This window comes from Agromyces sp. NPDC056965, from assembly GCF_042673425.1.
Lineage (GTDB): Bacteria > Actinomycetota > Actinomycetes > Actinomycetales > Microbacteriaceae > Agromyces.
In genome coordinates, this window is the sequence record NZ_JBHURI010000055.1 from 1 (window position 1) to 13,118 (window position 13,118).

Annotated in this window: 12 protein-coding genes; 4 read left to right on the forward strand and 8 right to left on the reverse strand. The window is 72.0% G+C overall.

Annotated features, from left to right (window positions below):
• Nucleotides 1-47: 47 nt before the first annotated feature.
• The 4 genes from ACFTQE_RS14070 to ACFTQE_RS14085 are packed head-to-tail and all read right to left on the reverse strand — an operon-like array spanning nucleotide 48 to nucleotide 5,624.
• On the reverse strand, nucleotides 48-2,414 hold the full coding sequence (locus ACFTQE_RS14070; RefSeq protein WP_376925660.1) for a beta-glucosidase: 2,367 nt from the start codon (nucleotides 2,412-2,414) through the stop codon (nucleotides 48-50).
• A 17-nt stretch (nucleotides 2,415-2,431) separates the two neighbouring features.
• Nucleotides 2,432-3,328 (reverse strand): carbohydrate ABC transporter permease, encoded by an 897-nt coding sequence (locus ACFTQE_RS14075; protein WP_376925661.1) that lies wholly within the window; start codon nucleotides 3,326-3,328, stop codon nucleotides 2,432-2,434.
• 2 nt (nucleotides 3,329-3,330) lie between these two features.
• Nucleotides 3,331-4,323, reverse strand: a complete 993-nt coding sequence (locus ACFTQE_RS14080; RefSeq protein ID WP_376925662.1) for a carbohydrate ABC transporter permease — start codon at nucleotides 4,321-4,323, stop codon at nucleotides 3,331-3,333.
• 2 nt (nucleotides 4,324-4,325) lie between these two features.
• Nucleotides 4,326-5,624: an ABC transporter substrate-binding protein gene (locus ACFTQE_RS14085; RefSeq protein WP_376925663.1), complete on the reverse strand. Its 1,299-nt coding sequence runs from the start codon at nucleotides 5,622-5,624 to the stop codon at nucleotides 4,326-4,328.
• 144 nt (nucleotides 5,625-5,768) lie between these two features.
• Here ACFTQE_RS14085 and ACFTQE_RS14090 point away from each other — a divergent pair, with 144 nt between their 5' ends.
• The 3 genes from ACFTQE_RS14090 to ACFTQE_RS14100 all read left to right on the forward strand — a co-directional run bounded on the left by ACFTQE_RS14090 (nucleotide 5,769) and on the right by ACFTQE_RS14100 (nucleotide 9,197).
• Nucleotides 5,769-6,938, forward strand: coding sequence for an ROK family protein (locus ACFTQE_RS14090; protein ID WP_376925664.1), 1,170 nt, complete (start codon nucleotides 5,769-5,771; stop codon nucleotides 6,936-6,938).
• Between the two features lie 202 nt (nucleotides 6,939-7,140).
• Nucleotides 7,141-8,415: a multidrug effflux MFS transporter gene (locus tag ACFTQE_RS14095; protein ID WP_376925665.1), complete on the forward strand. Its 1,275-nt coding sequence runs from the start codon at nucleotides 7,141-7,143 to the stop codon at nucleotides 8,413-8,415.
• 74 nt (nucleotides 8,416-8,489) lie between these two features.
• Nucleotides 8,490-9,197: a phosphatase PAP2 family protein gene (locus ACFTQE_RS14100; protein ID WP_376925666.1), complete on the forward strand. Its 708-nt coding sequence runs from the start codon at nucleotides 8,490-8,492 to the stop codon at nucleotides 9,195-9,197.
• Between the two features lie 45 nt (nucleotides 9,198-9,242).
• Here ACFTQE_RS14100 and ACFTQE_RS14105 read toward each other — a convergent pair whose 3' ends face one another.
• The 4 genes from ACFTQE_RS14105 to ACFTQE_RS14120 are packed head-to-tail and all read right to left on the reverse strand — an operon-like array spanning nucleotide 9,243 to nucleotide 11,782.
• Nucleotides 9,243-9,752 (reverse strand): molybdenum cofactor biosynthesis protein B, encoded by a 510-nt coding sequence (locus ACFTQE_RS14105; RefSeq protein ID WP_376925667.1) that lies wholly within the window; start codon nucleotides 9,750-9,752, stop codon nucleotides 9,243-9,245.
• A complete protein-coding gene (gene moaC / locus ACFTQE_RS14110) occupies nucleotides 9,749-10,225 on the reverse strand; it encodes a cyclic pyranopterin monophosphate synthase MoaC (protein ID WP_179550818.1) in 477 nt (158 codons plus the stop codon). The genes ACFTQE_RS14105 and moaC overlap by 4 nt, the downstream gene beginning before the upstream one ends.
• A complete protein-coding gene (gene glp / locus ACFTQE_RS14115) occupies nucleotides 10,218-11,522 on the reverse strand; it encodes a gephyrin-like molybdotransferase Glp (RefSeq protein ID WP_376925668.1) in 1,305 nt (434 codons plus the stop codon). Before glp ends, moaC begins: the two co-directional genes overlap by 8 nt.
• Before the next feature lie 11 nt (nucleotides 11,523-11,533).
• Nucleotides 11,534-11,782 carry a MoaD/ThiS family protein gene (locus tag ACFTQE_RS14120; RefSeq protein WP_376925669.1) on the reverse strand — a complete coding sequence of 83 codons (249 nt, stop codon included), beginning with the start codon at nucleotides 11,780-11,782 and terminating at the stop codon, nucleotides 11,534-11,536.
• A gap of 115 nt (nucleotides 11,783-11,897) precedes the next feature.
• Between ACFTQE_RS14120 and ACFTQE_RS14125 the strand changes: the two genes are divergently transcribed.
• Nucleotides 11,898-13,061, forward strand: a complete 1,164-nt coding sequence (locus tag ACFTQE_RS14125) for a ThiF family adenylyltransferase (protein WP_376925670.1) — start codon at nucleotides 11,898-11,900, stop codon at nucleotides 13,059-13,061.
• The last annotated feature ends 57 nt before the right edge of the window (nucleotides 13,062-13,118 follow it).

Consider the following 13,118-nt stretch of genomic DNA (forward strand, 5'->3'; position numbering starts at 1 on the left):
CCGCGCCCCCGGCGGAAATCCCGGCGGCGCGGTGATCGCAGTCGAGGTCAGCCGGTGACGGATGCCGCGGCAGTCGTCACTGCGATCGACACCTCGGGATGCAGCCGCCGGGTGTGATCGACCTCGCGCACCGGGCCCGTGAGGCGCACGATGTGCGCGAACGGCATCTCGGCGCTCGACCGGCCGGCGCTCAGCACGAGGTCGCCGGGTTCGACGATGCGCCGCCCGTCGCGCCCCGTGAACGAGGCGAGGTCGGCGGGCACCGTGAACGACACCGCTGCGGATGCCTCGGGCTCGAGCTCCACGCGGGCGAAACCGATGAGCCGCTGAACGGGGCGCACGACCGACGCGACCGGATCGTGCAGGTAGAGCTGCACGATCTCGGTGCCCGCGCGATCGCCCGCGTTCCGGACGCGGAGGCGCACGGTCACCGCACCGTCGGTGCCCGTCTCTGCGACATCGGCGTCGAACGCATCCCAGACGAACGGCGAATAGCCGAGGCCGTGACCGAATGCGTACGCCGGTGTCGGATCGACGTTCGAGACGTCGTTCGCGCGGGCCAACGGGGGCGCGAGGTAGGTGGTGGGCTGGGAGCCCGCCGTCGCCGGGATGCTCACGGGCAGTCGGCCGCTCGGATTGATCCGCCCGCTCAGCACGCCGGCGAGGGCGGGGGCGCCCTCCTCGCCAGCGAAGAAGGCCTGCACGATGCTGGCGGCCTCGCGGCTCGCGCGCCCGAGGGCGTAGGGCCGCCCCGCGAGGAGCGCCAGCACGGCCGGGGTCCCGGTGTCGAGCACCGCGTCGACGAGCTGCTGCTGTGCGCCCGGCAGCTCGAGCGATTCGGCATCGCAGCCCTCGCCGCTCGTGCCGCGGCCGAAGAGCCCCGCACGATCGCCGAGTGCGAGGATCACGACGTCGGCGGACGCCGCGAGCGCCGCGGCATCCGCGATCTCGTCGGTCTCGCCACCGTCGACGCTCGTGCCGTTCGCCCAGCGGATCTCGCTCGCGGGGAACTCGTCGCGCAGCGCCTCGAGCAGGGTCGGAACCCGGATGCCGAGCGCGACCCCCGGATGCTGCGACACCACGTGGGCGGGGAAGGAGTAGCAGCCGAGCATCGCATACGGGTCGTCGAGGTTCGGCCCGACGACGGCGATGACGCCCGGCGCCGCGAGCGGCAGCGTGCCGTCGTTGCGCACGAGCACGATGGCGCGCTCGGCGAGTTCCCGGGCCAGGGCGCGGTTGCCGGCCGGATCGAGGTCGACCGTGCCGCGCAGCCGGTCGAGGCCGTCGACGTCGGCCCCTGCGAGCGCCGGGGGCAGTGCCGACCAGTCGGCGTCGAGGAGGCCGAGCTGGCCCTTCTGGCGGAGCACTCGGCGCAGTGCCGTGTCGACGAGCGACGGCTCGACGACTCCCTGCTCGACCGCCCGTCGCAACGGCTCGCCGAACGTCTTCACCGTCGGCAGTTCGACGTCGATGCCCGCGGTGAGCGCCGCGCCCGCGGCCTCGGCCCATGTCGCCGCGGTGCCGTGCAGCAGCTTCAGGAACGCGATCGCGAAGTAGTCGGCGACGACGGTGCCGTCGAACCCCCACGTGTCGCGGAGCAGCCCGGTGAGCAACGAGCGGTCGGCGGCCGACGGCACGCCGTCGAGGTCGGTGTACGAGTTCATCACGCTGCGGGCTCCGCCCTCGCGGATCGCCATCTCGAACGGCGGCAGCAGCACGTCGGCCAGCTCGCGACTGCCGACCGAGACGGGTGCGAGGTTCCGACCTGCTCGGGAGGCGGAGTAGCCGACGAAGTGCTTGAGCGTCGCGACGACGCCCGAGGACTCGAGGCCGCGCACGTAGGCGCTGCCGACCGTTGCGACGAGGTAGGGATCCTCGCCGATCGTCTCCTCGACCCGGCCCCACCGCGCGTCGCGCACGACGTCGAGCACGGGCGCGAGTCCTTGGTGCACGCCGACCGATCGCATGTCGTCGCCGATGCGGCGAGCCATCCGCTCGACGAGCGCTGGGTCGAAGGTCGCGCCCCACGACAGCGGGACCGGGTAGGCGGTGGCCCCCCATGCGGCGAAGCCCGCGAGGCACTCCTCGTGCGCGACGGCCGGGATGCCGAAGCGGTTCGCGGCCACGATGCGCTGCTGGGTGCGGGCGAGCGAGAGCGCGCCGAGCGCCGCGTCGACCGGAGCGGTGCCGAACTGCCGGGTGAGCTGGCCGAGCCCCGACGGCAGCAGTTCGTCGAGGTCGACGGCGTCGTCGAGGTCGTGCTGGTGCGGGGCGACGTCGCCGCCGTCATCGGATGCCCCGACCCAGACGCCGTAGAGCTGTGCGAGCTTCTCCTCGAGCGTCATCGCGGCGACGAGCGCGTCGACGCGCTCCTCGATGGCGAGCGAGGCGTCGTGCCACGGGGCATCCGTCATTCGATCCTCCACGTTCGTCATCCCTTCACCGCCCCGGTGAGGCCGCCGACGATGCGCTTCTCGGCGAACAGGAAGAACACGAGTGCCGGGATCATCGACAACGACGTGTAGGCGAGCACCGCGCCGGTGTCCTGCGAGTACTGCGTCGAGAACTGGGTCACGCCGAGCGGCAGCGGCCAGAGCTCCTGCGGGAGCGTTCCCGTGCTGATGACGAGCAGGGGGAGCAGGTAGCCGTTCCAGCTGCCGACGAAGGCGAGCACGCCGACCGTGACGAGCCCCGGCATCGACAGGGGGAGCAGGATGCGCCAGAAGAAGCCGACACGGGTCGTGCCGTCGATGGCCGCGGCCTCCTCGAGTTCATCGGGGATGGCTCGGAGGAACGGCACGAGGATGATGATCGTCGTCGGCAGGGCGAAGGCGATGGACGGGATGATGACCCCCAGGAACGTGCCGTGGAGTCCGAGTGTTCGCAGCAGCAGCGTCAGTGGCAGGGCCGCGACGGTGAGGGGGAACATCAGCCCGGCGGCGAACAGCAAGTACAGCCCCTCGCGCCCGCGGAAGGTGTAGCGCGCGATCACGAACGCGGCCATGACGCCGACGATGACGACGCCCGCCGTCGTGCCGACGGCGAGGATCATGCTCGAGGCGACATTGCCCCAGAACCGGGGGGAGCCGAGCACGGCGCTCCAGTTGTCGAGGGTCCAGGGTGAGGGCAGCCCCACCGGATTCGCGTTGAGATCGGCCGTCGTCCGGAAGCCGCCGACGAACACGTAGAGCACCGGCCCGATCGCGATCGCGGCGATGACGAGTGCGAGGAGCACGATGAACGGTTGGCCCCAGTCGAAGCGGTGACGGGTGACGGGATCGTGCTCGCTGGTGCGGGTCCCGCCCAGGGCGGGGGAAGCGACTGACATGATCAGCGCACTCCTCTCGTGATGGAGCCGGCGAGGTCACGGCGGAGGGCGAAGCGCTGGTAGACGAGTGCGATGACCAGGGAGATGAGGAACAGGATGACGGCGACGGCGCTGCCGAAGCCGGGCTGGCCGCCGAACTGGCCCTTCTCGACCATGTAGGTGGCCATCGTCGAGGTCGCGTTGAGGGGGCCGCCGCGCGTGGTGACCCAGACCATGTCGAAGAGCTGCAGCGCCCCGATGATCGAGAGGAAGGCCCAGATCCGGATCGTCGGACCGAGCAGGGGGATCGTGATGTGCCGCTGGACCTGCCACCAGCTGGCGCCGTCGATCGCCGCGGCCTCGGCGAGTTCCTCGGGCACGCCCTGCAACCCGGCGAGCATCAGGAGGATCGCGAAGCCGACGTACTTCCAGGTGAGGATGGCGAACATCGTCCAGAGGGCGATGTTCGGATCGGCGAGCCAGTTCTGCGTGAACGCGCCGAGGCCCAGGGCCTCGAGCAGGGCGTTCACGCCGCCCTGCGGCTGCAGCAGCAGCTTCCAGGAGAGGCCGGCGATCACCTCGGCGAGCACGTACGGCACGAAGATGAGGAGGCGGAGCACGCCGCGGCCCCGCAGCCTGCGGTTGAGCAGCAGCGCGATGCCGATCGCGAGCGGACCCTGGATGAGCAGCGACAGCGACAGGATCAGGAAGTTGTTGCCGACCGACCTGATGAACGCGGGGTCTTCGAGGGCTCGCACGTAGTTGGCGAACCCGACGAACCGCTCGGGGTCGGCGAGGTCGTCCCATTGGAACGCCTGCGGCAGGTTGTAGAAGCTGTAGACGCCCGCGAGGAGGACGGGCAGGATCACGAAGCCGAGGAACAGGAGCAGGGCCGGACCGACGAACAGGACGATCTCGGCCCGCTTGCGCGCCCTGCCGGCCCCGGGGCGGGGATGACGGGCGGGGGCCGGGCCCGCGGAGACCGCGGACCCGACCGATTCGATGACGCTGGTCATGGTCAGAGCGTCGCCGCCGCGTCCTGCATCTTCTTGACGATGTCCGCAGGCGTGCCCGCGCCGCCGAAGAGGTTCACGATGCCCTCGTTCATGGCGTTGCCGACGGTGGTGCCGTAGGCGGTGTCGAGCCAGATCTGGACGAAGGAGGAGTCGGCGAGTCCTTCGGCGACGGTCTTCAGGTTCGGGTCCTCGAGCGACGCCACGGCGGCCGATACGGTCGGAATGCCCGAGCCGCTCGCCGCGAAGCGGGCCTGGACGTCTTCGCTCATGATGTAGGCGAGCAGCTCTGCGCACTCCGGTGGCGCCTCGGCCGAGCACGCGAAGCCGTCGCCGCCGCCGAGCGACGCGGTCGGGTCGCCTGCCGCGCCTTCGATGCCGGGGAAGGGGAACCATCCGAGGAACGCGGGTACCTCGCCATCGGCGGTGAGACCGCCGATCTGGCCGGAGTTCCAGTGGCCCATGAGTTCCATCGCCGCCTGCCCGTTCGCCATGAGGCCGGCGGAACTGCCGGCGCCGGTCTGGGCGGGGGTGCCGAGGAAGCCCTCCTGGAACGGTTCGACACCGAGGAACTCCTCGAGCTGCTCGCCCGCTTCGACCCAGCAGTCGTCGGTGAAGTCGAGATCGGACTCGGCCGCCTGCAGCACCTCGGGGGAGCAGGAGTGCAGCGCGAACTGGTACCACCAGTGCGCGGCCGGCCACTTGTCGCCCGCGCCGACGGCGATCGGGGTGATGCCGGCCTCGCGCAATGCGCCCACTGCATCGACGAGTTCATCGAGGGTCGTCGGGGTCTCGTCGATGCCGGCCTGCTCGAAGAGCTCGGTGTTGTACCAGAAGCCCTCGATGCCGAACGTGAACGGGATGCCGTAGGTGGTGCCGTCGACCTGCCAGGGGTTCACGGTGGCGCCGACGCTCGAGACGGTGTCGGGGATGGCCTCGTCGAGCGGCATGAGGTAGTCGTTGGCGACCTGGCCGCGCAGTTCGCCGCCGGGCCAGACCTGGAACAGGTCGGGCGGGTCGCCGGCCGCGAGGGCGTTCGGGATCAGCGTGCGCTGGAGTTCCTCGTTCTGGTATCCGGTCTGCTCGACCGTCACCCCGGGATGCGCCTCCTCGAACTCTGCGGCCACCTCCTCCCAGACGGCGGGCATCGGTCCGGACGTTGCGTTGTGCCACCAGGTGAGGGTGACGTCGCCGTCTCCTCCGCCGTCGTCATCGCCTCCCGCCGAACAGGCGGTGAGCGAGGCGACCGCGATTCCCGCGGCGGCGGCGAGGGCGACGAGCCGGATGGTGCTGCGTCTGTTCATCATTGAACCTCTCGAAAGTTTCGACGTCCGTGTCGAAAGTGATCTGGACGCCTCGAATATACGCGGGCGATCAATATGCTGTCAACCACAACAAATACGGCGTGCCGAGCCGTCCGGATTTCGCGACGCACCTAGAGTTGTCGCGTGACAGAACGAGACGGCACCCTCGACGGCGTCCACCGGCGAAACCTCTCGAAAGTGCTCGGGCTCGTGCACCTCGAAGGTCCGCTGTCGCGCGCGCGACTGACCGCATTGACCGCGCTCAACCGCTCCACCGTGGCATCGCTCGCCGCCGAGCTGGTCGACCTCGGTCTCGTGGTCGAACGCGCACCCGACCCGACCAACCGGGTCGGTCGGCCCTCTCCGGTGATCGCCGCCGATCCACGTGTGCTCGCCCTCGCCGTCAACCCCGAGGTCGACGCGGTGACCGTCGCCGCGGTCGGACTCGACGGCTCCGTGCCGATGCGTCTCCGGCTCGACGTCGATCACCTGGTCACGCCCGAGGAGGTCGCGGCGATCGTGGCCGACACGCTCGCACTCTGGCGGGAGACCGCGCTGCGCACCTCGCGCATCGTCGCCGTCGGCCTCGCGGTGCCGGGCCTCGTACGGGCGTCCGACGGCATGGTGCGGCTGGCGCCGCATCTCGGCTGGGAGGACGCTCCGATCCGCGCCCTCGTCGAGGAGGCGACCGGCCTGCCCGCCACGGCCGGAAACGACGCGAGTCTCGGCGCGACCGCCGAGCACCTCTTCGGTGCCGGTCGCGGCGTCGACGACCTCGTCTACCTGAACGGCGGCGCGAGCGGCATCGGCGGCGGCATCGTGCTCGACGGCCGCCTTGTGGGCGGAGCCGGCGGCTATGCGGGCGAGTTCGGCCAGAACCGCCCCGGCATCGCCGACGCTGCCGATCGACGCGCCGAGGGCGGAGTGCTCGAGGATGAGGTGAGCCGGGGGCGGTTGCTCGAGGTGGCGGGCCTCGCGGGCGGCGACGAACCGACGCTCGCGGCGGCGCTCGCCGGATCGACCGGGCCCGAAGCCGCGGGAGAGCTCGCTCGACAGCGGCGCATCCTCGCAACGGCGCTCGCGAACGCGGTCAACGCGCTGAACCCCTCGCTCGTGGTGCTCGGCGGCTTCCTCGCGACCGTCGCCGAGGACGACCCGGGCGCCCTCGAGGCCGAGGTCGCACAGCAGGCGATGCCCGCGGCGACCGAGCGGCTCGCGATCCGGGTCGCCGCGCTCGGCGAGGATCGCCTCATGATCGGTGCGGCGGAAGCCGCCTTCTCCGCCCTGCTGGCGGATCCGCTCGCGCACGGCTGACCTGTCCGAACGCAGGGCGCCACGGGCGATCCACTGTTGTGCGCTCGTGCTCGCCTCGCATAGACTTGTGCGCTGTCGAATCGATTCGAGCCGCGCCACGGCCGAATCGCACCCACGGCGGCGTCCCACGGGACGCCGCTTCCCCGTCTCCCGGCGTCCGAGGGCGTGCGCCGCCGCATCCGAGCACGCCTGGAACACGCCAATGTCCTCCACGTCATCCATCCCCGTCATCCGCCCCGACGACTACGACCGGCCGTCGCACCCGGGCGACCGCCTGACCAGCCGGCAGCGACTCGTCTACGTGCTCGTGCTCGGTGCGCTCACGGCGCTCGGCCCCTTCACGGTCGACCTCTACCTGCCCGCCTTCCCGGTGCTGCAGGACGAGCTCGGCGTCTCCGCCTCGGCCGTGCAACTGACGCTCACGGGAACGATGATCGGGTTCGGGCTCGGCCAGCTCATCGTGGGCCCGTGGAGCGACAAGGTGGGTCGCCGACTGCCGCTCATCCTCGCGACGGCCCTGCACATCGCGGCATCCCTCGCCGCTGCGTTCGCCCCCGACATCGTCTGGCTCTCGGTCTTCCGACTGCTGCAGGGCTTCGGTGCAGCTGCCGGCGGCGTGGTCGCCATGGCGATGGTGCGCGACCTCTTCGGCGGCAAGCCGCTCGTGCGCATGCTCTCGCGCCTCGCGCTCGTGAACGGGCTCGCGCCGGTGCTCGCGCCGGTCATCGGCTCGCAACTGCTCCAGGTCATGGACTGGCGCGGCATCTTCGTCGTGCTCGCCGTCTACGGCGCCGTCGTCGTCGTGGCGGTCGCGTTCTTCATCGTCGAGACCCTGCCGGCCTCGCGACGCAACGTCTCGGGTCACTCCACGCTGCGCGACCGCTACGCCGCGCTCTTCCGCGACCGCGTCTACCTCGGCGCCGCGATCATCGGCGGTATGACCTTCACGGGCCTGTTCGGATACCTCTCGACCTCGTCGTTCCTCTTCCAGGATCTCTACGCCTTCAACGCGCAGGAGTACGGCTTGCTCTTCGCCGTGAACTCCGTCGGCGTGATCATCGGCGTGCAGGTGAGCTCCCGTCTCATGCGCGGCTCGGTGCAGCCGCAGTGGATCCTCGCCGGCACGACGGTCGCGCACCTCGCGATGGCCGCGACGATCATGGTGCTCGACGCTTCGGGCGGCGGCTTCTGGGGCACGGCCATCCCGCTCTGGTTCTACATCCTCGCCTGCGGATTCGCCTTCCCCGCCGTGCAGGTGCTCGCGCTCGCCCATCACGGCGCGGAGGCCGGCACGGCGGCGTCGCTGCTCGGCGCGCTGAACTTCGGCCTCGCCGGCGTCATCTCGCCGCTCATCGGCCTCATGGGCGTCGGCAGCGCGGTGCCCATGGCGTTCGTGATGCTGCTCGCGGGCGCCGTGGCGATCGCGGCCCTGTGGCTGCTCGTGCGCCCGAGGACCGTGCCGCCGCTGAGCGACTGACGGCGAAGGGCCTCCGAGCCGAATCGGGCGTCGACGTCACGCGGATGCCGCAGGCCCGACGGTAGCGTGAGGGCATGAGCCTCGAACCCGCGGAGCGCCCTGCAACTCGGACGCGCGTCTCCCGTCGCGTGCCGATCATCGCCGGCGCGGTGTCGCTCGTGCTGGCGGTGCTGCTCGGCATGCTCGTCACGGCGGGCGGCGGCGAGAACCGCTTCGCCGTCGACGAGGCGTGGGCCGAACTCATGGTGAGTCTGCGCACCCCCTTCGGCGAGTGGTTCGCCTACGCCATGAACACGCTCGGCGGCGGATTCATCGGAGTGTTCGTGGTGCCGATCGGAGCGGCGATCGTACTGCTCGTCGTGCGGAGGCCGTGGGGCGCGCTGTACTTCATCGTGGCGTCGGCGGCGAGCGCCGGAGTCGTGCAGGTGCTGAAGCACCTGTTCGGCCGGGTGCGACCCGAGGACATGATCGTCGTCTCCGACTTCGGATCGTTCCCCTCGGGCCACGTCGCGAACGCGGCGACGATCGCGGTGGTCGTCGGCGTGCTCGTGCCGCGGTCGTGGGTGTGGGTGCTCGGGGCGGTCTACACGGTGCTCATGGCGTTCAGCCGCACGTATCTCGGAGCCCACTGGCTGACCGACACGCTCGGCGGGGCGCTCGCCGGTGCCGGCGTGGCGCTGCTGCTCTGGGCGGCCCTGGCCCTCCCGCTCGAGCGTGAACGCGTCGCGTGGCGCCCGGCCCTGACGCGAGACGGCCCTCGTCGTCGGAACGACGCGGCGTAGCCCGGCGACCGGCGTCGATCGACGAGCGGCTCGCGCGTCGGGCGCTCAGGCCGGGTGGTCGCCGCCCGCGAGCTGGTCGAGGGTGTGCTCGAGCACCTCGCCGAGGAGCCCGAGACCGTCGCGGACCCCGCCGGCCGAGCCCGGGAGGTTCACGACGAGCGTCGACCCCGCCACCCCCGCGAGGCCGCGTGAGAGCAGCGCCGTCGGCGTCGTCGCCGCTCCGCGACGACGCAGCTCCTCCATGAAGCCCGGCAGTTCGCGATCGAGCAGCGCCGCGGTCGCCTCTGGGGTGCCGTCGCTCGGGGAGACGCCGGTACCGCCGGTCGTGATGATCATCGACGGGTGACCGGCCAGTGCCCGTCGCAGGGCGTCGGCGACGGGCAGGCCGTCGGCGACGACCTCGGGTCCGACGACGTCGAAGTCGCGCTCGGCCAGCCAGGCGACGATCGCCGGGCCGGTGCGGTCGGCGGCGACGCCGGCCGCGGCACGGGTCGACGCGACGATGACGACGGCGGCACGCGGCATCCGCCCGGCCGGGGTCGTGCGCGGAGTCATTCGCGCGACCAGTCGCCGCTCTTGCCGCCCGCCTTCGCGAGCACCATCACGTCGGTGACGACCGCGCGGTTGTCGACGGCCTTGATCATGTCGTAGAGCGTCAGCGCCGAGACGGTCGCGGCCGTCAGCGCCTCCATCTCGACGCCCGTCACGCCCTTCGTGGTCACGGTGGCGACGATGCGCACGCGGTCGCCGTCGGGCGTGATGTCGACGTCGAGCTTCGTGAGCGGCAGCGGGTGGCAGAGGGGGATGAGTGTGGAGGTCTGCTTGGCGGCCATGATGCCGGCGATGCGCGCGGTGCCGATCGCCTCGCCCTTCGGCAGGCTGCCGTCGGCGATGGCGTCGACCACGTCGATCCGGGTGACGAGCACGGCCTGCGCGCTCGCAGTGCGCCGGGTCACGGCCTTGTCGGTGACGTCGACCATGTGCGCGGAGCCGTCTCCGCGCAGATGGGTCAGGCGTGGTTCAGTCATCGATCCTCCAGATGTCGACGTGGGCGCCGGCCGGCAGCTCGCCGACACCCACGGGCAGGTGCACGAGCACGGTGGCGTTCGCGTAGGCGTGCAGCAGGTGGGAGCTCGGCGCCCCGACCTCGACGTCGCCGTCGCCGTCGAGCACGCCCCGGCGCACCTGGTGCTTGTCGAGCGGTGAGCTCACCTCGTGCGCGAGCCGCAGCCGTGCACGCGGCCGGTCGGGCGTGAGGCCGGCGAGCGCCCGGAGCACCGGTCGCAGGAACAGCTCGAATGAGACGAGGGCGCTCACGGGATTGCCGGGGAACGCGACGACGGGGATCTCGACGGTCCCGCCGTCACCCGTCTCGATCGCCGCGGTGCCGAGCCCCTGCGGTCCGCCCGGCTGGATCGCCACCTTCACGAACGCGACGCCGAGCGGGGCGAGGGCCTCGCGCACGACCTCGAACGCGCCTTCGCTCACGCCGCCCGTCGTCACCACGAGATCGACGAGACCGGCGGATGCCGCGATGGCGGAGACGAGCGCCGAGGTGTCGTCGGGTGCGACGGCCTCGCGCACGCGCGCGCCGCTCTCGCGGAGCGCGGACGCGAGCATCGTCGTGTTGGCGTCGTGGATCTGACCCGATTCGAGCCGTTCGCCCGGTGCGCGGAGCTCGTGCCCCGTCGAGACCAGCAGCACCGAGACCGGCCGGCGAACGGCGACGGTCGTCACCCCGGCCGCGGCCAGCGCGCCGAGCTGGGCCGGACCCAGGCGGATGCCGGCGGGCAGGAGTCGCTCGCCGCGGGCCACGTCGGTGCCGATGCCGCGGACGAACGCGCCGGGCCGGGGCGCTCGGTCGAAGGAGACGAAGGTGCCGGCCGCTGCGTCTCGCCGGTCGGCGCCGAGATCGGGGAAGCGGGGCGGGTCGGCGGCCTCGATCGGCACGACGGCATCTGCACCGAGGGGGATCGGCGCCCCGGTCATGACGGGTGAGGCCGTGCCCGGAGCGTGTCGCCCCAGCGGGTCTCCGGCGGCGCTCGTGGGGCCCACCGGCAGCGAGACCGGTGCACCGGGGTGCGCGCCCGCGAGGTCGGCCGAGCGCACCGCGTACCCGTCCATCTGCGAGTTCGCGAAGGCGGGCAGGTCCATGGGGGAGTCGACGGCGAGCCCGAGCACTCGCCCGAGTGCCGACGAGCCGGGATCGGCGCGGCCGTCGAGCACCGCCACGTGCTCGAGCCCGGCGGGCTCGTCGAGCGCGGCCCGGATCGGGGCGAGGAGTTCACGCACCGCGTGCTGGTGTTCGGCGAAGGTCCGCATCATGCGCCTCGGAGTCAGCCGCCGGCGAACGGCGGCAGGATGTCCACCTGCGCGGCGACCGGGTGATCGGAGTCACGACGCACGGTGCCGTCGACGAGGAAGGATCCGGAGGCGAGCACCTTGGCCATCGATGAACCGTGGCGTTCGACGAGCAGCGCGCCGAGCGAGCCGAGCGTCGCGGGGTCGCCGATCTCGAGCCGCTCCTCGTCGAGACCGGCCGCTTCGGCGGCGGCCGCGAAGTACCGCACGGTCACGATCGTCATGCTCACGATGCTACCGGCAGCGGTGCCGCCGAGGTCGGGAATCGGCCGCCTCGTCGGGCTGCGTGAGTGCCCGGAGCCCCGGCCGCGGCGGGCTCCGCTGCGTACAATGGCGGTCATGCATCCGCTCGTCGAGCCCGGCCCGCCGCTGACGGCCGAGCGCATCGCACGATTCAGCCGGCAGCTCATGCTGCCGGGCTTCGGCGAGACCGCCCAGCGCCGCCTCGCCGCGGCCCGCGTGCTCGTCGTGGGGGCCGGCGGGCTCGGCAGCGTCGTGGTGCCCTCGCTCGCGGGCGCCGGTGTCGGCACGATCGGCATCGCCGACGACGACGTCGTCGAACTCTCGAACCTGCACCGGCAGACGAGCCACGGCGTCGCCGATCTCGGCAGGCCGAAGGTCGACTCGCTCGCCGAGACGGTCGCCGCGATCGACCCCGACTGCCGAGTGGTGCGCCACCGCACGCGCCTCGCCGCCGCGAACCTGCCCGAGGTGCTCGACGGTTACGACCTCGTCGTCGACGGCAGCGACAACTTCCCGACGCGCTACCTCGTGAACGATGCCGCCTCGCTCGCTCGCGTGCCGCTCGTCTGGGGCGCGATCCTGCGCTTCCACGGTCAGGTCGGCACCGCGTGGCACGCGCACGGCCCCGGATACCGCGACCTGTTCCCCGTGCCGCCCTCGCCAGACGAGGTGCTCTCGTGCGAGGCGGGCGGCGTGCTGCCGAGTCTCTGCACGACGGTCGGCGGGCTCATGGCCACCGAGGTCGTGAAGCTCATCACCGGCGTCGGCGAGCCGCTCATCGGCCGGGTGACGACGATCGACGCCCTCTCGGGGCGGTCGCGCGAGATCGCCTACACGGCGATCGCCGACGCGCCCGAGATCACGACGCTCGTCGACTACGAGGAGTTCTGCGGGCTGCGGCCCGCGGGGCGGGCGACGGATGCCGCGTTCGACGCCGCTTCGGCCGTGACCGCCGTGACGGCGGCGGGCCTGCTCGAACGCCTCCGCGAGGGCGGCGCGCTCACCCTGCTCGACGTGCGCGAGCCCGCGGAGGCCGCGCTCGGGCGCATCCGCGACAGCGTGCTCGTGCCGCTCGCCGAGCTCGCCGGTGGCGCGGGGCCGACTCCCGGATCAGGGCCGGTTATCGTCTACTGCGAGCACGACCTGCGCTCGCGACGTGCCGCCCGACTGCTCCGCGAACGCGGCCTGACCGAGGTCGAGTACCTGGCCGGCGGCATCACGAGCTTCGCCGCGGTGGCCGGCGATCTCGTGCAGCGATGAGCCGCGGCATCCGTCACCCGTCACCGTCACCCGTGAACCTGAGCATCGAGGAGCCGA

Bases quoted from the DNA above. Each gene is read 5' to 3' on its own strand.
- ACFTQE_RS14070 (WP_376925660.1), bottom strand. From the start codon at position 2,414: ATGACGGATGCCCCGTGGCACGACGCCTCGCTCGCCATCGAGGAGCGC.
- ACFTQE_RS14075 (WP_376925661.1), bottom strand. From the start codon at position 3,328: ATGTCAGTCGCTTCCCCCGCCCTGGGCGGGACCCGCACCAGCGAGCAC.
- ACFTQE_RS14080 (WP_376925662.1), bottom strand. From the start codon at position 4,323: ATGACCAGCGTCATCGAATCGGTCGGGTCCGCGGTCTCCGCGGGCCCG.
- ACFTQE_RS14085 (WP_376925663.1), bottom strand. From the start codon at position 5,624: ATGAACAGACGCAGCACCATCCGGCTCGTCGCCCTCGCCGCCGCCGCG.
- ACFTQE_RS14095 (WP_376925665.1), top strand. From the start codon at position 7,141: ATGTCCTCCACGTCATCCATCCCCGTCATCCGCCCCGACGACTACGAC.
- ACFTQE_RS14100 (WP_376925666.1), top strand. From the start codon at position 8,490: ATGAGCCTCGAACCCGCGGAGCGCCCTGCAACTCGGACGCGCGTCTCC.
- ACFTQE_RS14105 (WP_376925667.1), bottom strand. From the start codon at position 9,752: ATGACTCCGCGCACGACCCCGGCCGGGCGGATGCCGCGTGCCGCCGTC.
- moaC (WP_179550818.1), bottom strand. From the start codon at position 10,225: ATGACTGAACCACGCCTGACCCATCTGCGCGGAGACGGCTCCGCGCAC.
- glp (WP_376925668.1), bottom strand. From the start codon at position 11,522: ATGATGCGGACCTTCGCCGAACACCAGCACGCGGTGCGTGAACTCCTC.
- ACFTQE_RS14120 (WP_376925669.1), bottom strand. From the start codon at position 11,782: ATGACGATCGTGACCGTGCGGTACTTCGCGGCCGCCGCCGAAGCGGCC.
- ACFTQE_RS14125 (WP_376925670.1), top strand. From the start codon at position 11,898: ATGCATCCGCTCGTCGAGCCCGGCCCGCCGCTGACGGCCGAGCGCATC.